The organism is Lysobacter sp. Root604 (assembly GCF_001427505.1).
Taxonomy (GTDB): Bacteria; Pseudomonadota; Gammaproteobacteria; order Xanthomonadales; family Xanthomonadaceae; genus Lysobacter.
Map to the genome: position 1 here is coordinate 167,704 of NZ_LMGS01000009.1, position 21,748 is coordinate 189,451.

The window sequence follows — 21,748 nt, forward strand, 5'->3', positions numbered from 1 at the left end:
CTGAGCCGGCGCGCTCAGCTTTTGCCGAACTCGCTTTCGAAGATCGCGTAACCCGCATCGTCCATGGCCAGCGCACGATACGTGCTTTGCGCGGCGGTGTTGGTGCGTTCGACGTACAAGCGCAGACCGATCACGCCCGGCGTGGCCTGCGCCAGCGCGGCGACGTGGCCGTGCATGGCCTGGTACACGCCCTGGCGGCGGTGCTCGGGGGCGACGTAGACGCTCTGGATCCACCACCAGTCGCCGTTGCGCCAGTCGCTCCACTCGTGGGTGAACATCAAGGTGCCGGCGGCGGCGGCGATGGTTTCGCGGCCGGCGACTTCGACTTCGCGCATGGCGATGAAGTAACGCGCCTTGGCGCCATCGGCCAGACCGGCCTCGACGCCGGCGCGCACGGTGTCCGGATCGAGTCGCTTGTGTTCGGTTTCCCAGGCCATCGCGATCATCCAGTCGGCGATCAGATCGCGGTCGGCGGCTTCGGCGTCGCGGATGCGCAGGCGGGTCATGGCGGCGTGTCTAGGCGGGGGAGGTCAGGATAAGCGGGCGGCGCTGGTTCGTCGCCGCCCTTATGCCTCGACGGCGACGCGCGGCGCCGCCGATCGCCGAACTCAGTGCGACACCGAGATCACGCCGCAAGCCACGCGCGCGCCGGCGTTGCCGGCCGGCTGGCTCACGTAGTCGTCGGGCGCCGCATGCACCACCACCGCGCGGCCGGCGATGTCGTTGCCGGCGCCGCCGCCCAGGGTCACGGCGCGCGCGTACGCGTCGACCTTGGCCACGCCGTCGGCATCGGCGACCAGGTTGTCCATATCGCCGCCGTGGTGGCTGCCGCTGTCGACCTTGCCGTGCGCGCTCATGCCCGGATTGAAGTGGCCGCCCGCGCTGCTGGCGTCGACCGCGCTGCAATCGCCCTTCTCGTGGATGTGGATCGCATGCACGCTGCCCGGCGCGAAGCCGCCGATCACGCCGGTCAGGCGCACGCCGTCGGCGGTCGGCACGATCTGCAGCTTGCCGCTGACCAGACTGCCCGAGGCCGAGGCCAGGATCGCCTGCCCGGACTGCGCGGTGGACACCGGCTTGGGCGCCGGCGGCGCGGTCTTCTTCGGCGCCGACCCGCAGGCGGTCAGAACCACGGCGGTGACGGCGATCAGGGCGGTGCGGGCGGCGGTGTTCATGACGACTCCTGGGTTCGATCGAATGCGTTGGATAAGGAATGGGATAGCGGCCCCGGCACGCTAGCGCGCGCTCGGTTCAGCGCCGGTGAAACTAGCTGCGCTTACGACCGGAGCCGAGCTTGCGGGTCAAGGTGTTGCGGCCCAGGCCCAGGCGCGCCGCGGCTTCGCTGCGGCGGCCGCCGGTATGCTCCAGCGCGGCTTCCAGCAGCGTGCGGTCGAACCGATCGCGCGCATGCGCATGGATGTCCTGCGCACCCTCGGCCAGTTGCGCGCGCACCCACGCGGCCAGGCGCGCGTCCCAGTCGTCGTCGCCGCGCGCGCGCGCGCTGGTGGCCAGCGCCTCGTCCAGATCGGCGCGGCCGATGCTGTCGCCGGGCGCCAGCGCGGCCAGGCGCCAGCACACGTTCTCCAGCTCGCGCACGTTGCCGGGCCAGTCGTGCGCCTGCAATCGCTCCAGCGCCGCCTTCGATAGGCGCTTGGGCGCGGCCGCGAACTTGGCCGCGGCCGCGGCCAGGAAACGCTCGGCGAGCTGGCCGATGTCGGCGCGGCGTTCGCGCAGCGGCGGCAGGCGCAGGCGCACCACGTCCAGGCGATGCAACAGATCGGCGCGGAAGCGGCCCTCGCCGACCAACGTCTCCAGGTCCTGATGGGTGGCGGCGATCACGCGCACGTCGACGCGGATCAGTTCGCGGCCGCCGACGCGGAAGAACTCGCCCTCGGCCAGCACGCGCAGCAAACGCGTCTGCAACGGCAGCGGCATGTCGCCGATTTCGTCCAGGAACAGGCTGCCGCCGTCGGCCTGTTCGAAGCGGCCGATGTGGCGGCGCTGGGCACCGGTGAAGGCGCCGGCTTCGTGGCCGAACAATTCGCTTTCCAGCAGCTCGGCCGGAATCGCGGCGGTGTTGAGCGCCACGAACGGGCGCTGCGCGCGCGGCGATTCGCGGTGCAGCGCGCGCGCGACCAGTTCCTTGCCGGTGCCGGTCTCGCCGGTGATCAGCACCGACAGCGGCGCCTGCGCGAGCCGGCCGATGGCGCGGAACAGCGTGCGCATCGCCGGCGTGTCGCCGATCAAGGCATCGGCCGCGGCCGCGTCGCCGGCTTCGGCCGGTGCCGGCGCGCCGCGTTCGGCGCCTAGCGCGCGCGCGGCCAGCGCCACCGCGTCGTCGAGATCGAAAGGCTTGGACAGGAACTCGTGCGCGCCGCCGCGGAACGCGCCGGCGGTGCTGGCCACGTCGGTGTAGGCGCTCATCACGATCACCGGCAGATGCGGTGCGCCGGCCTTGAGCTTGTCCAGCAGCACCAGGCCGTCGTCGCCGGGCATGCGCACGTCGGTGAACAACAGCTCGGGCGCGCCGCGCGAGGCCAGCGCGTCCAACACGTCCTGGGCGTTCTCGAAACCGTCGACCGCATAGCCGGCCTCGCGCAAGGCGGTGGCCAGCACGAAGCGCACGCTGCGGTCGTCGTCGACCACCCAGACCCGGGCCGGCGCGGAAGGGACGTTCATTCGGGCGCAGCCTCCGGTTCGATCGACATCGGCAGCAACAGGGTGAACACCGTATGGCCGGGCCGCGAACGGTAGGCCAGCGAACCGCGGTGCTCGCGCGCGACCTGCTGCGCCAACGCCAGGCCCAGGCCGCTGCCTTCGGCGCGGCCGGATACCAGCGGCAGGAACAATTGCTCGGCTAGTTCCTCGGGCACGCCACGGCCGTCGTCGCCGATCTCCAGGCGCAGCGCAATCGCATGCGCGATGTCGGCGATGCGCACGCTGTGTTCGGCGCGCGTGCGCAGGGTCACCTGGGTCGCGCCGGCCTCGATCGCATTGCGCACCAGGTTCCACACCGCCTGCATCAGGCGGTCGGCGTCGCCGGCGAACTCGGGCAGGCTGGGGTCGTAATCGCGCACCAGCCGTACCGCCCAACCGGCCTCGCTCTCGGCCAGCCGCAGCACGCGTTCGAGCACCGCATGAATATTCAGCGCCGCATGCGCGCGCGGCGGCGCCGGCGTCAGCAGCTGATCCAGCAGCGCGGTCAGGCGATCGACTTCGCTGCCGATCAGACCGACCAGCTCGCGCGAATCGCCGTTGCCCGCGTTGCCGTGATCGAGCCGGCGCGCGAGCAACTGCGCCGCGCCTTTCACGCCCGCGAGCGGATTGCGCAACTCGTGCGCCAGCCCCTTCAACGACGCCGACAGAGCCGAGGGCAACAGCAAGGCCGGATCGTCGCCCGGGAACTCATCGACCGGGTGCACCTCCAGCAGCCAGCCGCCATCGTCCAACCGGCTCAGCCACAGATCGGCGAAACGCTCCTCGCCGTCGGCATAGCGCAGGCGGGTGCGGCGCAAACGCAGCGACTCGTCCATCGTGGTACGTGCCAAGGCCGCTGCCAGCCGCCCGTCGCCCGCATCCAGCCCGGCCAGCGGCCAGCCCGGCAGGCGCCGCGCGCTGACCCCGAGCCAGCGCGAAAACGCCGCATTGCAACCCAGGATCGCACCGCCGGCATCGCTCCAGGCAAGCGGGGTGGTGAGGCTGTCCAGGGCCGGCGCGGGGATGGAATCGGGGGGCATTGCACCATCTTAGTGCAAGTGCGAGCGGGTTCACTGGTGACACGCCAAGGACCGAACCCAGCGCGCCGGCGCCGCGCTCGCGATCAGGCCACGTTGGCCCTGGCGGCGAGCGGGCTGACCTGCCGGATCAGCTCCTGCAAGGGGCAGGGCTTGTGGATGGCATAGCCTTGCGCCGCGTCCACGCCGATCTCGCGCAAGCGCTGCAGCACCGCCTCGGTCTCGGCCCACTCCGCCACGGTGCGCTTGCCCTGCGAGCGGGCGACTTCGGTGATCGCGCGGACCACGGCGTAGTCCAGATCGTTGCGATCGATGTCGCGCACGAACAATCCGTCGATCTTGAGGATGTCGACCGGCAGGCTTTTCAGATACGCGAACGACGACAGTCCGCTGCCGAAGTCGTCCAGCGCCACCAGGCAACCGCGCGCATGCACGGCGTCGATGAAGGCATGGGCCTGGGAGAGCCGGTCGATGGACGCGGTTTCGGTCAGTTCGAAGCACAGCTTGCGAGCGACCTCGGGGTGCGCGTCCAGCAAGGCTTCGGCGCGCCGGCAGAAATCGCGCGAGGCCGCCGACTGGCCGGACACGTTCACGTGGCACAGCTCCAGCTGCTCCAGATGCGCGCGATTTCGCGACAGCGCCTGCAAGGTCAGGTTAAACACTTGCAGATCGATCATGCTGGCCTGGCCATAGCGCTCGGCCGCCGGCAGGAACGCGCCGGGATTGCACAGGTTGCCGCTGACGTCGCGCAAGCGGACCAGGATTTCGTACTGCAGCCCACCGGTTCCCGCCGTGAGCGACGCGATGCGCTGCGCATACAGCTGCAGACGATCCTCGGCGATCGCCGAGCGCGTCTGATCGACCCAATGCATCTCGCGCCGGTGCTCGGCGACCTCGGTATCGCTTTCGACATACACCTGAACGCTGTTGCGGCCACCGTCCTTGGCGAGATAGCAGGCGGTATCGGCGGCGCGAAGCAGCCAGGCCACGCTGGGGCTTTCGGCGTTGATCTCGACCAGCCCGATGCTGGCGGTCAACGCGAAATGGTGGCCCTCCCACAGCAGACAGGTGTCGGCCAGCACCTGGTTGATGCGGCCGGCGAGCCTGGTCGCGGCCTCGACGGGCGTATCGCGCAGCAGCACCGCGAACTCGTCGCCGCCCAGGCGTCCCATCCAGTCCTCGGGGCGAAGGTGGCCGGGCAGGGTCGTCGCGATGAGCCGCAGCACTTCGTCGCCGGCCGCGTGGCTGCAGGTGTCGTTGATCAGCTTGAACTGGTCGAGATCGAGGAAGCACAGCGTGTGGCGGCGACCGTCGGCGTGCGCCTGCGCCAGCAATTCGTCCAGACGATGCTCGATCTCGCGCCGGTTGATCAGGCCGGTCAATCCGTCGTGGCTGGCCTGGAAGGTCAGGATCTGCGCCAGGTCGCGCGCCTCCGACACGTCCTCGATGATGAGGAAGATCCGGCCGGCTCCGGCCTCGACCTGCACGTTCGACGGCGTGACGCGCCCCCAGAACTCGCTGCCGTCCGAACGCCGGACCTTGCGTTCGACCGGGGCCGAACCGTCCATCCAGGCATCGCCCGCGGGGCTGGCGTCGACCAGATGGTCGCTGAAACGCGTACCCACCAGGTATTCCGCCGAATAGGACAGCATCGCCGCCAACTCTTCGTTCGCCGCCAGCACCAGGCCTTCGCTGTTGAGCTTGGCCATGCCCACGCTGGCCTGCTGAAACGCCGCGCGGAACCGGCTTTCGGTGGCGCGGATGCGGCGTAACGAGGAGTGATAGGCGAGCACCGCCAAGGCGGCGATGACGACGAACAGGACGCCACTGACCAGCAGCAACAGCGCGCGCACTTGCGCTACGCCCTCGAGCAGGGTGCTCGCGAACTTGCGTTCCATGGGCTGCAGCGTGCGGCCGATGCTATCCAGCTCCGCGCGCACCTGCGGTCCGGCGGCGGTCGCGCCCGGTCGACGCCAATGCGCCTCCAACTGATCGGCGATGGCTTGCAGCCGGTAGATACGAGGCTCGGCCTCGCGCCAGATCGCGACCGCGTCGGCGAAGAACGGGGCCCGGGAAAAGGCCCGGTACACCCAGATCAGGCGCGGGATATCCGCTTCGGCGTTGCGGCCGGCGCGGAAGCCGCGTTCGGCCGCCTGCAGATCCACAGGGCGGCGCTCCAGCGCCAATCGGCCCGCGCGGTCGCCCATGGGCACTTCCAGCGCCTTGCGCGCCAGCGCCAACTCGTGCGGATCGCCCCGCAAGGAGTAGCGGTCGAGGTGGTAAACGATTTCCAGGCGGGCCCGGGACCAATGGCCCTCGCCGACCAGGTAGGCGGTCGCGCCCGCCTGGATCTCGATGACGGCCGCGGAGATGGCCGTGGCCAGCCCCGCCGCGAACACTAGGGCGACGAAACCCATCCAGATACGCCAGGGCGCCTGCTTGATGCCGGACGTCGCGCACCAGGCTCCGTTGCGCACAGCAGCTACATCCCTGTACTGCATGACCGCCCCCCCGAGCCTGGCATGTGTGACAGCGAATGTACGCCGTTGCCGGCGAATCTCAACTGCCCGGTATGCGGCCCCGCCGACGCCGAAACCCGGCGCCGGCGCGGCGCCGGTCGCCGGGGGGAGACCGGCTCAGAGCGACATCGCGGACTCGATTTCCGCGGTCTTGATGCGCGCCAGCGCCAGGCTCGATTTGGCCTTGTCCAGCACCAGGTAGATGAAGACGCCCGAGCGCTCGGTCATGGGCCGGATCACGTGGTACTGCTTGCCCAAGGTGATCAGGATGTCCTCGATGTTGTCCTTCAGACCCAGCGACTTCATGGTCTTGAGCTTGGCGCGCACGACCTCCGTGTTGCCGGCGCCGGCGACATCCAGGTCCACGCCGCCGCCGGCCTTGCCCAGCACCATGCCGCTGTTGGAATCCACCACCGCGGCAGCGGAAGCACCGTCGATCAGCATCAGCTCTTCCAGGGATTGCGTCAGATTGCCCATGGCCCACCTCCTCGGTTTCGCACCGGAAACGGAACGGCCACGGACCCGATGCGACGTCCGCGGCCGGTATGCGGATCAAGTCGCCAGGCGTCGCCCCAGCGCGTGCGCCGTGTCGCGCGCGGCGTACAGCACCGACCCCAGACTCGCGGCGTCGCTGCACAGAACGCTCATCAACAGTTCGCGACCCGGCACGGGTATGCGCAAGGTCACCACCGCGCCGCCGTCGGTTTCGACGATGACGTTTCGACAGCCGCTCATCTGCAGCTCTTGCGCCACCGCTTCGCTCAGCGCGAGCAGCGAGCTGACCATGGCGGCGAGCTTTTCGACCGCGATGCCGTCGCGCAGGACCGCGGCGACTTCGAAGCCGTCGCCGGTGACGACCGCCGCCGAGTCCACGCCCAGGGTCTGGCTGACCAGGACCTCCAGTACGTCGCGGCAGGGCGGGTGCAGATCGTGCGCGCTCACGCGGGGGCTCCGGTGGGCAGCGCCGCGGCCGCTTTGGCCTCGACCATCGCGATCAAGGCGCCCAACATCGTCCGCACCTGCGCGGCGTTGCGGGCATCGACGGAAAACACCGGCAAGACCCGCCCGAGCTGCGTCAGTCGCACGTGGTAGGCGTCCATGGCCGGGCCGCGGCCGACGTCGCGACGGGTGATGCCGATCACCAGCGCGCCGCGCGTGCCCAAGGCCTCGAAGCTATGCAGATAGCGCTCGAGCTCGGACAGCGGGTCAGGCCCGTCGTTGTCCAACAGCAGCATCATCCCCAGCGCGCGCTTCTCCAGAATGCGCCACATGAAGTCGAAGCGATCCTGGCCCGGCACGCCGTAGAGTCGGACCTTGTCGCCATCGCCCAGCGAGATCTCGCCGTAATCCAGCGCCACCGTGGTGGTGGCCTTGGCATTGCGCTGCAAATCCGTGTTGCCCGCTTCGGTGCGCACGACCGGTATCTCGCTCAGCGCGGATATGGCCGTGGTCTTGCCGGCGCCCATGGGGCCGGCCACCAGCACGATGTATTCGCGAGCCATCGATATCTCCTACTTCATCCAACGTCGCCACAGACGATCGAACAGGCCGCCGGTCGCTCTGTCTTGCGGGGGCGGGATCGGCGCCGGCGCGACCGCGGCCACTTCCAGCACGCCGCACAACTGGCAGGCATGCATGAAGTGATCGGCTTCGGTCTCGCTCATGCCGGTGGCCGCGGCCAGTTCGCAGGCGTCCATCGCGCCCGCCGCCAGCGCCGCGCAGGCTTGCAAATGCCGCGGATCGTGCGGCAGGCGCGCGAAATCCGGCCACTGGCGCAAGCGGTGGCGCTCGTGGCGGGCCGCGTGCTCGCGCGAGGCCAACAGGCCGATCGGCCACAGCAATTCGTCCAGCGGCGATCCGCGATCGCGCTCGGCCGCCAGTTCCGGCGAATCCGGCGCGATCGCGGTGAGCACGAAGCGCTTGCTCTCCAGCGCCTTGCCCAATTGCGCCTGCTCGAAGTCCATGCAGTACGTGCGGCTGCGCGTGCACAAGTACACCGTGCCGTGACCCAGCACGCGTACGCGCAGCGTGTGTTCGACCGGGCGCACCAGCAGCCGCGCGAGCGATGAGGCCAGGGTCTTTTCGTCTTCGACGGCTTCGGCCGCCCCCGCGACGCCGCCCTGGACGGCGAGCTGCTCCTGCTGCAGGCGATCTATCGCGCCATCCAGCAGTTCGAGCACCGCCATGACGCGGAACGGAACCGCCAAAGCGAGCGCTTCGGCTGGCGCGGCCGGTTCGTGTTCGCGCACCAGCAAGCCCGACACGCCGGCGCGCACGCCTGGCCGGCGCAGGGTGCGCGTGTGCAGATACAGATCCGTGTCCGTGCCCTCGGCCCAGATCCAGCCGCGCAGGGATTTGGAGGCGACCACCTTCAGGATCGCATCGAGCGTCGCGTGTTCGTCGGCGTCGAGACCGTCGACGAGCAGGCGGAGAGGCGCAGTATCGCGTTCGGACGCCGCGCAAGCGGGCGTCGGATCGAAAATAGCGTCTGTATTCATCGGCGCGCACTCCCCTGGAATCGCTAATGCGATCGGCGGGTGCGGGGCCGAGTGGAACGGATGGCCTGCCGGTTCGAGGCAGTCGTTACGCCGCAGCGCGCTTGCGGGGCGCCAGGGCTGGGATAGACGCTAGTCCGGATCGCGAGGGCGTGTCAATTCTCGAAAATGCGACGACGATCACTAATCCGATCGGTCACCATTCAGTGCCGAGGCCGCCAGCGCGTCGGCGGCGAACACGATGCCCTCGGCCAGTTCGGTCATTTTCCGCCGCTGCGAGCGCGCCGTGTCGCGCAAGCGCAGCTCCGCTTCGCTTCGCGACAGCCGGTGTCGCTCCATCAGGATGCCGATCGCGACGCTGATGCCTCGCTGCTGGTCCAGTGCCTGCTCCAGCTGGCGCCCGGTGCTGCGCAAGCGGCTCAGATCGGCGGCGCGCTTCAAGGCCGCTTCCACCGCGGGCATGATTTGCGGAATATCGATCGGCTTGACCAGAAACCCCACCGCGCCCAGCTCGGTGGCCTCGTCGACCGTGGCTTCGTCGCCATAGGCGGAAAGGAACATGAAAGGAATCCCATCGCGCGCCTGCAGCTCGCGCGCGAGTTCGAAACCGCCGCGCTCGCCCATCCGAATGTCCAGCAAGGCCAGGTCCGGTCGCCAGTGGTCCAGCAGCGCGACCGCTTCGTCCACCGATTGCGCCGATTCGACCTGATAGCCGGCGGCCTGCAAGCCGCGGCAAACCGTCGCGAGCACCAATCGATCGTCGTCCACCACCAGCAGACGGTGTATGCGGTTCATGCGATCGCCTCTTGGTCTTTCGTGCTTTCGCTGAGCACATCGGGCGCGTGCAGCGCGAGGGTGGCCACGACGCGACGGCCTTCTTCGGCCAGGCCGATGCTGGCGCCGCGCCGCGGCAACAGCGAGCGGATCAGACCCAATCCGTTACCGAGGCTGACGCCGGCGCTGAAGTCGAAGTTCGCGGGCAGGAAGCCCGGATTGCTGACCAGGATTTCCGCCCGTTGCGCATGCGCGATCGCGTCGATGGCGACGATGCCATTCACGCCAGAGCGCGATCGATGCTTCGCCGCGTTCATGATCAGCTCGTTCAGCACCATCGCCACCGGCACGGACTCCTCTTCGTTGACGCTGAATCTTTCCAGCGCCGCGCACCGATCCGATACCGTGATCGGTGCGTGCATGATGCCGGAAACGGACGCGGCCACCCTCACCATCAGCATGCGCAGATTGATCTGACCGTCCTTGGCCTCGCCGTGCAAGCCATGCACCGCCGCGATCGCCGACACCTGCGCGGAGGCGGCTTCGAGCAGGGGCTTCAGCAGCGGCTTGTCGGACAGGTGCTGGCGCAGCAGTCCGGTCACGCCTTGCAGGCTGTTCTTGATGCGATGGTGGACCTCGCGCACCAGGGCATCGCGCTGCGCGCGCGCGACCTCCCCCGAGTTCGTATCGGCCGCGCTGGACACGGCATCCTCGATGGCGGCCACGATCAGGCCGTCGCCGCCGCCGGCCAGGGAGACGATGGCGTCCACCGCGGCGCCGTTGGCGCGCCGCAATTCCAAGCGCGCGAAGGGCTGGGTGCCATTCAGTCCAGCGGCCGCCTGCCGCAGTGCATCCATGCCCGCCGGCAGCGGCTGGCCCAACATCCGCGCGGCATCGAAGCCGAACAAGCGCTGCGCGCCGGCGCTCCACAGCACGATGCTGCCGCGCTGTTCCCAAGCGACGAATGCGACCGGCGTGTGCGACGACAACGCATCCAGTACCGCGATCAGGCGCCGCGACTCTTCGCGGCGCCCGTGGCGTCGCGCCGCATGCCAGGTCGCCAGCGGCAGTAGCGCACACGCGAGGATCAGCAGCAGCGCGAGAGAATTCATGCCAGCTAAGCGACCGGTGATGAGCACTGCCTGGCGGCGCCCGCAATCTCGGATCCATGCGAGCCCGCAGCCCTTTCCTACCCCTGCGTCGGCCGGGTATCGCCTACCCGCCGCCCTCGGCAAAGGTACCGTTGCCGACCACCGCCAGCAACACGGCCGCAAGCCGCGTGCTCGAGCTACTGCGCCGCAAGGCGCAAGGAGAACCCGGAGGCGGGTTCTCCTTGCCGCCGTCTGGCGACGCATGCATCGGGATGCGCACCGACAAGAGCGAACTCCCGCCGACACGCGACATGCAAGACCGCGCCTGCGTCGCGCTTGGATCAGCGAGCAGCGCGAGCCGCGTCGGCGATCACCTCGGCCACCGCTTCCGGATCCGACGACATCGGCACATGGCTGGTCTGCAGCACGGTGGTCTTGGCCTTGAGCTTCTTCGCCAGCGCACGCTGCGCGCCCGGATCGATCATGCGGTCCTGGGCGGCGACGATGTACCAGGAAGGCTTGGCGGTCCACGCGGCGGCCGTGACCTTCTGTCCGAAGTTGGCGGCGCGCACCGGGCCTTGGGTGGCCGCGATCAGGTTGGCTTCCTGCGCGCTGACGTCCTGGGCGAAGTCCTGGGCGACGGCATCGGCCGGCAGGGTCAGGTAGCCGTCGGCATCGGCGATCACGCGGGCCAGGCCGGGGCTGGCCGGGAAGGCCTTGGTGCCCTCGCCCGAGCTTTCGCCCAGCGACGGCGCGAAGGAGGCGACGTAGATCAGCGACTTGACCTTGTCGTGAGTGCCGGCCTGGGTGATCACGGTGCCGGCCCAGGAGTGGCCGACCAGCACGACCGGGCCGGTCTGGGCATTGATGACGCGGTTGGTGGCGGCGACGTCGTCTTCCAGCGAGGTCAGCGGGTTCTGCACCGCGACCGCCTTGAGGCCCTTGGCCTGCAGCAGCGGGATCACCTTGTTCCAGGACGAACCGTCGGCGAAGGCGCCGTGGACCAGGACCACGGTGGTGGCGTCCTTGGCGGGGGCCGGAGCGGCCGCTTCGGCGGCCGAGGCGGTGGAGATCGCCGCCGACAGGGCCAGGGAGAGCAGCAGGACGGCGGAAGCACGGGGGCGCGAGGTGTTCATGGGTCTACTCCTGGAGGGCTGAGGGATGAATATCGCAATATCATTTATCGCGATAACGATCAGACTACACGAGCCCAAAAGACTGTCAAGATATTTTTTATCGTGATAAGCTTATTTCAGCTAAGTGCTTGACTGAACAGGCTTCGAGGACTCCGATCATGGCCAGCAAGACCCCGTTTACGCTGGACGAGCAGCTGTGCTTCGCGCTGTACGGCGCCGGCATCGCGATCAATCGCGCCTACAAGCCGCTGCTGGACGCGCTGGGACTGACCTACCCGCAGTACCTGGTGCTGAGCGCGCTGTGGGAACACGACGGGCTCACCGTCGGCGCGATCGGCACGCGCTTGGCGCTGGAGCCCAGCACCATCACCCCGCTGGTCAAGCGCCTGGAGCTGGCCGGCCTGGTCGAGCGCCAACGCAGCGCGCAGGACGAACGCCAAGTGCATGTGCGCCTGACCACCGCCGGGCGCGAGCTGCGCGCGCGCACCCGCTGCCTGGCCGAGACCCTGGGCGAACGTTCGGGCATGAGCGCGCAGGAGTTGGGTGCGCTGAACAAACAGGTGCAGCGCTTGCGTGACGCACTGTCTAGCCCGCTGGAGTAGTTGCTCCAGCAATATAGTCTCCAAAGAACGCACACCACAGCGCGGCATGGCTTGAGCTCCATCGATCAGGCCAAAGCAAGCAGGAGACCTCTTAGATGAAGCTCGATTGGGAAGAACCTAAAGGCGAGGCTGGAAATGCTTACCAAGCAACCATTGAAGCCACTTCATCCTTCCAACGTAAAGCAGCCCCTCTCGTATTCACCTGGCTTGAATGGTGCGCGTTACTAGCCCTGATTCAGTACGTCGAACAGCGCACCGGCCTATGGCCGCTTACGATCTTGAAAGCGATACTCGGCCTCCTCTTATGGGGCTACTTCATTAATTTTTTCTCTCCTCGCAGCATCAAATGGCTATCAAAGTCCGAGTATTTCTCTAAGACAAACATTGTGCAGATGGTTATAGCTGCAAGCGCTACCGCCGGCATGGTTGCAGCGAGTTGGTGGTTCGCTGATGTGTTCACGAGGAATCCTTTCTAGATCTCACCGTGCTGCCCCTTCAATTTATGCGGCACTGCGATGCATGCAGCTACGCTAGTCGCCGAGCGTGAGGATCAGCATCATCCGGCGCTCGGGCTCTTAGGTCTGAATGCCACTCGTGCCGGCGATCCACACCTGTTTGTCGCCGGCGTCGTTGACGCGCAGGCGCAGCGCGGCCGGCGTGCCACGTCAGTCGAATTGGTAGCGCGCATCGACGTGCAGCAGTGCATGGCCCGGCGTCTGGTCGCGATTGAGCGCGTCGGCCGGACGCGTGCCGTAGTAGTTGGCGTCGGCGTGCACCGACAATCCGCGCACGTGCGCCGTCGTCGACCCGGTGTCGCGCGCCTCAGAGCTCACTCAGCATCACGTAGTAGCCGTCGGGATCGCGCAAGGCGAACTCCTCGGTGCCGGTGTTCGGATTCACGCCGGGCTCCTCTTCCAGGGCCGCGACCAGCGCACGCGCGCGCGGCAGCGCCGCGGCGAAATCGTCGACGCGGAAGAACAGCAGCAAGCCGTTGCCGGGTTCGGCGCGCTCGCGGCTGGCCAGAGTCGGATGCTCGTGCGCGCCCCACTCGTGCAAGCACAGCAGCACCGTGCCGTCGGTATCCAGGATCTGTCCGAAGTAGCGATGCGCCGGCTCGGTGGCCGGCAGGCCCAGCAGCGACTGATACCACTTGAAGCTGGTGGCTACGTCGGTGACGCCGATGATGGTCCAAGTGCGTTTCATGCGACCCTCCTTGTTGCAACGGTTATTCGCTGCGCCAGCGCACCCGTCCCGGCAGCGCCGCAGGCAGCGGCATGGCTATCGGGGGCGACGCCCGTACACGCGATGGAGCGCATCCCGCCAGTCCAGCAGGTCGGCGAATTCCGCGGCCAGCGCGGCATCGTGCCAGCACTGGCGCTGGACCGGACCCAGCGCTTCGGGTCCGGCGCTGGGCACCACCGCTTCCAGCAGCACCGACATGCTGATGTCGGCGTAGCCGAAACGATCGAACAAGTAGCCCGTGCCCGCGCGCGCGAGCCCCGCACGCAGCGCGAGCAGCGATTCGCGGTGCGCGTTGGCTTGCACCAGATGCGCGTACTTGCGATCCAGACGTCGCGCCACCCGGCGCGCGACCGGCCTGAGCAACGCGCGACTGCCGCCGCGCAGCAGCGGCACCGACTCGTCCAGGGCGCGGTCGTCGGCGAGCACCGCGCGTACCACTCGCGTTCGTGCGGCGGCCAGGCCGCGTTCGCTGATCTCGTCCCAGGGCCGCGCCTCGGCGAGCGCGCCCAGACGTGCGTCGCCCGCGCATTGCGCCGCGTACTCGGCGATGTTCCAAGAACCGCGGATCGCCTGCGCAGGCGTCAACAGCACCGGCACCGACACCGGCTGGCGCCAGAGTCCCAGCCGCCAGCGCAGCCAGGGCTCGCTGATGCCGGGCGTGTATTCGCGATAGGCGTAGTCGACGCCGCAACGGTCCAGCGCCCAGCGCGCCTTAAGGGTCCATGGAGAGAATGCCTCGCCTACCAGCAGCGCCATATCGTCCACCTGGAGTCGTCCCGCCGCCGGTCTTCACCGCAGCCGACACGTCGGCCAACCCGTCCCGCCACGAGTATGCGCCTTGTCTTGCGGGCGCGATCGTCGCATCCTGATCCGGTGAAGAAATCGCCACCGACCGCCGCCGAACTCGCCATCCTGCGCATCCTGTGGCGGGACGGGCCGGCGACGGTGAAACAGGTGCATGAAGCGGTGTACGCCGGCACCGACACCGGCTACACCAGCGCCTTGAAGATCCTGCAGAACATGCTGGCCAAGGGCTTGGTCTCGCGCGCCACCGACGCGCGCCAGCATGTCTACAAAGCCGCGGTGTCCGAGCGCCCCACCCTCAACCGGCTGGTGCGCGGCTGGATGGACAGCGCGTTCTCCGGTTCGTCGCTGGCCTTGGCCATGCAGGCCCTGGACGCGCGCCCGATCGATCAGCAGGAGCTGGCCGAACTCAAGGCGGTGATCCAACGGCTGGAAGCCGGTTCCGACTGAGCATGGCCCCGGCGACGCTGGCGTACGTCTTCGAGCTGCTGGCGTTCGCTCTGGGCGGGACGCTGCTGCAAGGCGTCCTGCTGTGGTCGTCGTGGCGCCTGTCCAGCCGGCTGATTCCCGTTGCCCGCCCCGGCCTTCGCTATCGCGTGGCCAGTGCGCATTTCGCGCTGCTGGCGGCCCTGCCCGTGCTCACGATCGTGTCGTTCCATCTGTTGTTCGCGACCATGGGCGGCGAGATTTCGCGCGAGAAGCCGGCCATCGATCTGCCGCCGCCGACGGTGAGCGCGGCCTACCTGGGCCTGCTGACGTCGGTCGCGGCATGCTGGCTGTGCGGCGCCGGCTGGCAGGCGATCGGGTTGTTCGGCGAACTCGCGCGCCTGGCGGCCATGCCGCTGCACGCGGCGCCGGCCGCGTTGGTCGCTACCGTGGATCGCTTGCGCGTCAACGACGGCGGGCACCGTCGGCTGGAGACGCGCATCGCCGCGGTCGCCGGGCCGCAGGTGATCGGCTTCCGGCGCGCGGTCCTGATGGTGCCCGCGGATTTCATGACCCGCCTGCCGGCGGCGGAGCGCGAGGCCGTCCTGCTGCACGAGCTGGCGCACGCGCGCCGGCAGGATTTCGCCTGCAACCTGCTGCAGCGCCTGGGCCTGACGCTGGTGTGGTTTCACCCCGCAGCCTGGGCGCTGTATCGCAGCCTCGCTTTCGAGCGCGAGGCCGCCTGCGACGCGGCCGCGGTGCGTCGGGGTGCCGCGGCGAAGACGCTCGCGCAGGGACTGCTGCGCCTGGCGGAAGACCGCCATGCGCATCCGGTCGCGATGGCGTCTTCCGGTGGCGCCGCGCTGAGCGTGCGCCTGCATCGGTTGCTGTCGCCCGAGCGCGCCGCGCCGTCGCTGCGCGCACGCGCGGGCGGCGCCTTCGGCGTGCTGGCGGTGCTTGGCGCCGCGCTGGCCCTGGCCGCGCCCGGCCTCAACGCCGCGCGCATGCAGGACCGCTATATCGCCAGCGGGTTCGGCCCCACCGTGGTCGTCAACGCGCGCGACCCGGCCGGCAGCTTCGCCTTGCGCATCCGCCAGGGCCGGGTCGTGCAGGCCTCGATCGAACGCCAGGCCGTGCCCAGCGAACGCATCATCCAGCAGGGCGATACGGTCCTGCTGCTGGGCGCGAACCGACGCCCGGCGGTGTCCTTGCGGGTGTTCGCGAATGGGCGAATCCGTTGGAATGCGCGCGGCTAGCCACCCGCCCGGCCCTGATATACGATGCGCGTCGTAGATAAGTACGACAACCATCGTAGAGGGATCGCATGGACCTGCTCTCCGGCCTGACCCGTTCCGCCCTGGCCGTCGCCCTGGCCGCCTTGTTGCTGCCGTCGCGCGCCACCGCCGCTCCCGACCCCGCCGACGCGGCCCGCGTGTTCGCCGAGGCGAAAGCCCTGTGCGAGCGCGACGAGGGCGCGCTGTGGGGAACCTCCTTGTGCGGCCCGATCCTGCTGGTCGACTACACGGATCGTTCGGTCGTGGCCAACGTCGCCGACAAGGAAGGCCGGCTGGTGGCGTCCGGCGCGCTGTTCGCCGGGACCTTGCCCGAGAGCGTGATCATCGCCAACACGCCCACCGAATGGGCGGGCGTGCGCTGGACCCAGCTGCTGTGGCCTTTGCCCACGGAGGCGGACAAACGCCAGGTGCTGATCGCGCACGAGCTGTTCCATCGCATCCAGCCGACGTTGGGCCTCACTCGCAACGAAGTCGGCAACCGGCACCTGGACACGCTGGAAGGCCGCTATCTGTTGCAGCTGGAATGGCGCGCCCTGGCGCAGGCCCTGAAAGCGACGACGCCCGCGCTGCGGCAGGCGGCCCTGAGCGACGCGCTGCTGTTCCGGCACGAACGCTATCGCCTGTTCGCGCAGGCCGCGCTGGAAGAAGGCCAGCTCGAGATCAACGAGGGCGTGCCCGAATACACCGGCGTCAAGGTCGGCCTCAACGATCCCAAGGCGCGCATCGCCCACGCCGAGTACGACCTGTCCGCGTTCGTGCAGGCGCCCAGCTTCGTGCGTTCGTTTGCGTACGCCACGGGCCCGGCCTATGGCCTGCTGCTGGACGAGGCCGATCCGGCTTGGCGCGACAAGCTCGGTTCCGGACAGCGCCTGGACCAGTTGTTGAGTGCGGCGATGCGCCTGCCCGATCCGGACCCGACGACGCTAGCCGCGCGCGCCACGCACTACGACGACGGCGCACTTCGATCGGCGGAGGAGGCGCGCGACCGGCAAAAGCGCGCGCAGGCGGCGGAGCTGACGGCGCGCCTGGTCGACGGCCCGGTCCTGATCATCGCGCTCAAGAAGAGCAATCGTCAGTTCAATCCGCAAACCCTGATCCCGCTGGGCGAGCTGGGCATGGTCTACCCGACCCTGCGCTTGACCGGCGAATGGGGCGCGCTGCAGGTCGACAGCGGCGGCGCGTTGCTGAGCGCCAAACAAGCGACGGTGTCCGTAAAAGGCGCGGACCCGTCCGGAATCAAGGGCGAGGGCTGGCGGCTCGATCTGGCGCCCGGCTGGTCCGTGCGACCGGGCGCGCGCGCCGGCGACCTGATCGTGGCGCAGACGCCGACGGATGCCGCCGGCACACCATAGCCGGCGCGGCGACGAGCGCTGCGAGCGCCTCGCGGTCGGGGCGCGCTGCACGGCGCCGCGGCCGAGCGCGGACCTCCACTACTCCCTGAGGTAGTAGGTCACCGAATCCGTTTCCGGGATCGCCACCGTCAGGCCGCGCACCTTGCCCCAGGCGTCGCGACGGAAGTCGAAGACGATGGTGTAGAGCCCGGCATACACGTAGCGCGCCGGCCCCAGCGACTGCAAGCGCACCGGCTGCTCGCGTCCGGCCATCAGCAACTCGACGGTGTCGCCGGCGACGTTCACGCGGAAGCCCGGGTAATCGAAGTTGTCGGCGGTGGCGCGGCGCAGATCCATCGGCGTCTGCGGGTCGAGCCGATAAGCGCCGACAAAATCCGGCGACGGCGGCAGACGCGGGGCCACCGCCCGTACCGGCGGGCGAGCGCCCGGCATGATCGCGTCGGCCAGGGCATTGCGGATTTCGTCGATCAGCACGCCGCCGTTGCTGGCGTTGGTCAGCACCACGTAGCCGTCGCCGGTTTCCGGATAACCCTCCATCAGGGCCAAATAGCTTTCGTTGGCGCCCATGTGGAAGAAGTAGCGGCTCTGGCCCGAACCGCCCAGACGCGGCCCCAGGCCGAATACGCTGGGCGAGACCTCGGTCATCATCGCCGTCGCCAAGGGCTGCGGCAGGAAATCGCCGCGCCCCTGATAGCTCTTGATCAAAGCGCCGACCAAGCGGCCCAGATCGTTCGCGCTGGTCCATAGCCCGGACGCGCCGCCCTCGCCGAAACTCTCCCAGCCGCGCGGCAGCGCGACCCGGTCGCCATCGAGGTCGTGGGCCTTGGCGATGTTGCCGCGCGCGGCCGACAGCGGGCTTTCGAAGGTGCTGCGGCGCATGCCCAGCGGCGCGAACACCTGCGCCTGCGCCAGCGCCTGCAAGGACTGGCCGGACACGTCTTCCAGCGCGAGTTGCTCCACGGTGACGCCGCCGCCGGAGTAGTCCACGACCGCACCGGGCGCATGCTTGAAGCGCACCGCTTCGCCCTTGGCCGGCGCCTGGCCGTCCAGCACCTGCACCAGCGTCGGCAGCGCTTCGTGCGGCTGGTAGTCCGCGAAGCCGTGCACGCCCAGGCCCGAGGTGTGCGACATCAGCATGCGCAGGCTCACCCGCGGCGGCGGTGCGTCCGCGGCGGCGGCCGGCAGCTTCCAGCGCCGCAGGTAGTCGCCGACATCGCGGTCCAGATCCAGCCGCCCCTGCGCGACCAGGCGCAGGGTGGTGGTCGCGGTGGCGACCTTGCTGATCGAGCCCACCGAGAACAGCGTGTCGCCGTCCACCTTGTCCTGGGTGCCGGCCTCGCGCACGCCGTAGCCGGCTGCGCGCACCACTTCGCCGTTCTTCACCAGCGCGATCGCCACGCCGGGCACGTGGTAATGGCGCATGCGCTCGGCCAGCGACCAACGCGGCGGCGCCTGGCCGGCGGCGATCACGCTGGGACGCAGGCCGTGATCCAGAGCGGCGAAGGGATCCGGTTCGGTCGGCGGCTGCGCGTGCACCGTCGCCGCGACGACGCACGCGGCCAAACCCAAGCAACGCAGGCGCAGACCGATGCCGGTGCCGCGCGCAGAGTTCGAGGGACGACAGGCGGACTCGACGGGCATGGCGGCTTCCTTCTTGCGAGCTGACAGGCGGCCACCCTAGGTGCCGCGACGAGCTAGCCTACGGGCCGCGAGGCGTGGGCGCGCACCGGCCCGTCGCAACGCCGGAACTTTGCGCTAGGTCGCCGGCACGGCCGCGCGCCGCGATGCGCGCCGTCCGTACATCACCACTACCGCGGCCGGCAGGTACATCATCATTCCGTACATCAGCGCCGGCACCGCGATCTGCTCGGACTTCATCAGGCTCAGCGCCAGCAGGGCGGCCAGGGTCGCGTTCTGCACGCCGACCTCGATGCCGATGGTCAGCGCATCGGGCAGATCCAGGCGCAGCAGGCGGCCCAGGGCGACGCCGCCGGCGGTGGCGCCGCAGGCCAGCGCGAACGCGGGCAGGCCGACGCCGCGCAGCAAGGTCGGCAGATTCGCCCATTGCTGGACGATCAGCGCGACGATGATCGCGAACAACACCAGCAACGCGAACGCGCCGGTCCATTTCTCGATCCGCAGCGCGAACGCCGGCGCCAGGCGGCGCACGCCCATGCCGACCAGGATCGGTACCAGCACCAATGCGGCCAGATGCAGCGCGGTGCTGCGGAACGGCACCTGCAGATCGGCGCGCTCGCCGGCGAACCACTGCAGTGCCAGATTGACCAGCAACGGCACGCTCAGGAAGGTGACCAGGCCGCTGATCACGGTGAGGCTGACCGCCAGGGCCACGTTGCCGCGCGCCAGGTAGGTCAGCGCATTGGAGGAAGAACCGCTGGGACAGGCCGCGACCAGGACCAGGCCGACCGCGAATTCCGGCGGCAGCGCGAACGCCCAGGCGATGAAGAAGCCCAGCGCCGGCAGCCACAGATAGTGACCGAGCACACCGACCAGCACCGGCTTGGGCCGTTCGCCTATGCGCAGGAAATCCGCGAGCGTCAACGACATGCCGATGCCGGTCATGATCAACGCGATCGCGATCGGCAGCAGCACCTGCAACAAACGGCTGTCTTCCATGCCTGCTTACCCTTGGGCCGGAGAGTGGGAATCCGCTGATTCTGGATTGACGCCCGAACCGGCCCCGAAGGTCAACTGTCGTAACCGGGGTTGAAGCGCTGCAGACGCCGCAGCAGCCCCGGCCACACCAACGCGCCGCCCAGGCCGCGCGTGACCTGCGCGGCCTGGGCCTGCATGCCGTCGACGATGGGCTGCGGCACGCGGACGAGCGCGCGATCGCCGGCCAGCGCGCGCACCTGGATCATGCAGGCCGCCTCGAAGATGTACAGCGCCAGGAAGGCATCGGCGATGCTGCGCGCGGCGGTCAGCAGGCCGTGATTGCGCAGCATGAGGAAGGTCTTGTCGCCGAGGTCGCGCACCAGCCTGGGCTTTTCGTCCTCGTTGAGCGCCAGGCCTTCGTAGTCGTGGTAGGCCAGCGACGACAGCACCAGGGTCGACTGCTGCGACAAGGGCAGCAGGCCCTGCTGCTGCGCCGAGACCGCGATGCCGTTGATCGAATGGACGTGCATCACGCACTGCGCGTCCTCGCGGGCGGCGTGCACGCAGCTGTGGATGGTGAAACCGGCCGGATTGACCGGATGCGGCGAGTCGTCGAGCTTGTTGCCTTGCAGGTCGATCTTGACCAGGGACGAGGCGGTGATCTCGTCGAACATGTAGCCGTAGGGATTGATCAGGAAGTGGTGCTCCGGGCCCGGAATGCGCGCGCTGAGGTGGGTGAACACCAGGTCGTCCCAGCCGAACAGGGCGACCAGCCGGTAAGCGGCGGCCAGATCCACGCGCAGGGCCCATTCTTCCGCCGAAAATCCGGCACTCGTAGCGTGCGTATTTGTGCTCATGGCTTCGCCTCGGACCAGAAGCGCAGCACGCTAGCAGCCGCGCTGGACGGAGTCCGTCGGATTGCCGACACTCTGGCCATGCCCTTGTCGAACGCGAACGCCGACCCGTGGTTGCGCGACCTGCCGCCCGAAGTGACGGCCCTGCTGGCGAGCATGTCGCTGCGCAAGCGCCTGCGCCACGGCGAGCTGCTGTACGCGCGCGGCGACGACGCCGACGGCCTGTACGGCGTGGTGAGCGGGCGGATCCGGATCAGCCTGACCCACGCCGACGGCCGCGAAGTGCTGCTGACCTGGTTCGAGCCCGGCAGCTGGTTCGGCGAGGTGTCGATGTTCGACGCCAGCCCGCGCCCGCAGGACGCGCATGCGGTCGGCGACACCGAGGTGATGCTGCTGCCGCGGGCCAAGTTCATGGCGCTGCTGGACCAGCACCATCAGCTCTACCGGGCCTTCGCCAAACTGCTGTGCCGGCGCCTGCGCATGTCGCTGGACTTCGTCGAAGACATGATGACGCTGCCGTTGTCGGCGCGGCTGGCCAAGCGTCTGCTGGAGCTGGCCGGCGTGTACGGCAGCGCGACCCAAGGCGCGGGCATCGTCATCGACCTGCACCTGCCGCAGGAGGATCTGGCGCGCATGATCGGCGCGACCCGCCAAAGCGTGAGCAAGGAGCTCAACCGCTGGGAAGCGCTGGGGCTGATCCGGGTCGAGTACAGCCGCATCGCGCTGCTGGACAGCGAACGCGTGCGCGCCCTGACCGGCGGCGCGAAGCCTTAGAGCCGTGGGGACCAAGCGCCGCGCGCGTGCGCGG

At 69.1% G+C, this 21,748-nt stretch carries 24 protein-coding genes; 6 read left to right on the forward strand and 18 right to left on the reverse strand.

What is annotated here, in order from left to right; genetic code table 11:
• Positions 1–14: 14 nt before the first annotated feature.
• The 12 genes from ASD69_RS09140 to ASD69_RS09195 all read right to left on the reverse strand — a co-directional run bounded on the left by ASD69_RS09140 (position 15) and on the right by ASD69_RS09195 (position 11,749).
• A complete protein-coding gene (locus tag ASD69_RS09140; protein ID WP_056177092.1) occupies positions 15–506 on the reverse strand; it encodes a GNAT family N-acetyltransferase in 492 nt (163 codons plus the stop codon).
• Between the two features lie 102 nt (positions 507–608).
• The gene (locus ASD69_RS09145; RefSeq protein ID WP_056177094.1) at positions 609–1,175 is read right to left on the reverse strand and encodes a superoxide dismutase family protein; all 567 of its coding nucleotides are present in this window, start codon (positions 1,173–1,175) and stop codon (positions 609–611) included.
• A gap of 91 nt (positions 1,176–1,266) precedes the next feature.
• On the reverse strand, positions 1,267–2,679 hold the full coding sequence (gene ntrC, locus ASD69_RS09150; protein ID WP_056177097.1) for a nitrogen regulation protein NR(I): 1,413 nt from the start codon (positions 2,677–2,679) through the stop codon (positions 1,267–1,269).
• Positions 2,676–3,737, reverse strand: coding sequence for an ATP-binding protein (locus ASD69_RS09155; RefSeq protein ID WP_056177098.1), 1,062 nt, complete (start codon positions 3,735–3,737; stop codon positions 2,676–2,678). Before ASD69_RS09155 ends, ntrC begins: the two co-directional genes overlap by 4 nt.
• A gap of 83 nt (positions 3,738–3,820) precedes the next feature.
• On the reverse strand, positions 3,821–6,211 hold the full coding sequence (locus ASD69_RS09160) for an EAL domain-containing protein (protein WP_162250636.1): 2,391 nt from the start codon (positions 6,209–6,211) through the stop codon (positions 3,821–3,823).
• Between the two features lie 159 nt (positions 6,212–6,370).
• The gene (locus ASD69_RS09165; protein ID WP_056177102.1) at positions 6,371–6,730 is read right to left on the reverse strand and encodes a hypothetical protein; all 360 of its coding nucleotides are present in this window, start codon (positions 6,728–6,730) and stop codon (positions 6,371–6,373) included.
• A gap of 75 nt (positions 6,731–6,805) precedes the next feature.
• The gene (locus ASD69_RS09170) at positions 6,806–7,195 is read right to left on the reverse strand and encodes a roadblock/LC7 domain-containing protein (RefSeq protein ID WP_056177104.1); all 390 of its coding nucleotides are present in this window, start codon (positions 7,193–7,195) and stop codon (positions 6,806–6,808) included.
• Positions 7,192–7,755, reverse strand: coding sequence for an ATP/GTP-binding protein (locus tag ASD69_RS09175; RefSeq protein WP_056177106.1), 564 nt, complete (start codon positions 7,753–7,755; stop codon positions 7,192–7,194). The genes ASD69_RS09170 and ASD69_RS09175 overlap by 4 nt, the downstream gene beginning before the upstream one ends.
• Positions 7,756–7,764: 9 nt before the next feature.
• Complete coding sequence (locus ASD69_RS09180) at positions 7,765–8,751, reverse strand: hypothetical protein (RefSeq protein ID WP_056177108.1); 987 nt, start codon at positions 8,749–8,751, stop codon at positions 7,765–7,767.
• Between the two features lie 180 nt (positions 8,752–8,931).
• Positions 8,932–9,519: a response regulator gene (locus ASD69_RS09185; RefSeq protein ID WP_200943974.1), complete on the reverse strand. Its 588-nt coding sequence runs from the start codon at positions 9,517–9,519 to the stop codon at positions 8,932–8,934.
• A 20-nt stretch (positions 9,520–9,539) separates the two neighbouring features.
• The gene (locus tag ASD69_RS09190) at positions 9,540–10,877 is read right to left on the reverse strand and encodes a histidine kinase dimerization/phosphoacceptor domain -containing protein (RefSeq protein WP_082576396.1); all 1,338 of its coding nucleotides are present in this window, start codon (positions 10,875–10,877) and stop codon (positions 9,540–9,542) included.
• 77 nt (positions 10,878–10,954) lie between these two features.
• Positions 10,955–11,749, reverse strand: a complete 795-nt coding sequence (locus ASD69_RS09195; protein ID WP_056177115.1) for an alpha/beta hydrolase — start codon at positions 11,747–11,749, stop codon at positions 10,955–10,957.
• 158 nt (positions 11,750–11,907) lie between these two features.
• Between ASD69_RS09195 and ASD69_RS09200 the strand changes: the two genes are divergently transcribed.
• Together ASD69_RS09200 and ASD69_RS21860 are read left to right on the forward strand one after the other, a co-directional pair.
• Positions 11,908–12,351: a MarR family transcriptional regulator gene (locus ASD69_RS09200; protein WP_056177118.1), complete on the forward strand. Its 444-nt coding sequence runs from the start codon at positions 11,908–11,910 to the stop codon at positions 12,349–12,351.
• 95 nt (positions 12,352–12,446) lie between these two features.
• Entirely contained in the window at positions 12,447–12,827 is a 381-nt protein-coding gene (locus ASD69_RS21860; RefSeq protein ID WP_157499128.1) for a hypothetical protein, read from the forward strand.
• 189 nt (positions 12,828–13,016) lie between these two features.
• Here the strand turns inward: ASD69_RS21860 and ASD69_RS22895 are convergent, their stop codons facing one another.
• The 3 genes from ASD69_RS22895 to ASD69_RS09210 form a co-directional block, all read right to left on the reverse strand.
• Positions 13,017–13,142, reverse strand: coding sequence for a hypothetical protein (locus ASD69_RS22895; protein ID WP_255357233.1), 126 nt, complete (start codon positions 13,140–13,142; stop codon positions 13,017–13,019).
• A 31-nt stretch (positions 13,143–13,173) separates the two neighbouring features.
• Entirely contained in the window at positions 13,174–13,554 is a 381-nt protein-coding gene (locus tag ASD69_RS09205) for a VOC family protein (RefSeq protein WP_056177120.1), read from the reverse strand.
• Between the two features lie 75 nt (positions 13,555–13,629).
• Positions 13,630–14,349, reverse strand: a complete 720-nt coding sequence (locus tag ASD69_RS09210; protein ID WP_056177122.1) for a glutathione S-transferase N-terminal domain-containing protein — start codon at positions 14,347–14,349, stop codon at positions 13,630–13,632.
• Between the two features lie 117 nt (positions 14,350–14,466).
• Here ASD69_RS09210 and ASD69_RS09215 point away from each other — a divergent pair, with 117 nt between their 5' ends.
• The 3 genes from ASD69_RS09215 (at position 14,467) to ASD69_RS09225 (ending at position 17,470) form a co-directional block, all read left to right on the forward strand.
• Positions 14,467–14,847 (forward strand): BlaI/MecI/CopY family transcriptional regulator, encoded by a 381-nt coding sequence (locus ASD69_RS09215; protein ID WP_200943975.1) that lies wholly within the window; start codon positions 14,467–14,469, stop codon positions 14,845–14,847.
• A gap of 2 nt (positions 14,848–14,849) precedes the next feature.
• Positions 14,850–16,079, forward strand: a complete 1,230-nt coding sequence (locus ASD69_RS09220; protein ID WP_056177126.1) for a M56 family metallopeptidase — start codon at positions 14,850–14,852, stop codon at positions 16,077–16,079.
• Positions 16,080–16,147: 68 nt separating this feature from the next.
• Positions 16,148–17,470, forward strand: a complete 1,323-nt coding sequence (locus ASD69_RS09225) for a hypothetical protein (protein ID WP_082576397.1) — start codon at positions 16,148–16,150, stop codon at positions 17,468–17,470.
• A gap of 78 nt (positions 17,471–17,548) precedes the next feature.
• On the opposite strand, the gene ASD69_RS09230 is transcribed toward ASD69_RS09225, so the two are convergent.
• The 3 genes from ASD69_RS09230 to ASD69_RS09240 form a co-directional block, all read right to left on the reverse strand.
• The gene (locus tag ASD69_RS09230; RefSeq protein WP_056177127.1) at positions 17,549–19,111 is read right to left on the reverse strand and encodes a serine hydrolase domain-containing protein; all 1,563 of its coding nucleotides are present in this window, start codon (positions 19,109–19,111) and stop codon (positions 17,549–17,551) included.
• 114 nt (positions 19,112–19,225) lie between these two features.
• Entirely contained in the window at positions 19,226–20,107 is an 882-nt protein-coding gene (locus ASD69_RS09235) for a bile acid:sodium symporter family protein (RefSeq protein WP_056177129.1), read from the reverse strand.
• A 71-nt stretch (positions 20,108–20,178) separates the two neighbouring features.
• Positions 20,179–20,943, reverse strand: a complete 765-nt coding sequence (locus ASD69_RS09240) for a class II aldolase/adducin family protein (RefSeq protein ID WP_056177131.1) — start codon at positions 20,941–20,943, stop codon at positions 20,179–20,181.
• A 78-nt stretch (positions 20,944–21,021) separates the two neighbouring features.
• Here ASD69_RS09240 and ASD69_RS09245 point away from each other — a divergent pair, with 78 nt between their 5' ends.
• The gene (locus ASD69_RS09245) at positions 21,022–21,714 is read left to right on the forward strand and encodes a Crp/Fnr family transcriptional regulator (protein WP_056177134.1); all 693 of its coding nucleotides are present in this window, start codon (positions 21,022–21,024) and stop codon (positions 21,712–21,714) included.
• Positions 21,715–21,748 lie beyond the last annotated feature (34 nt).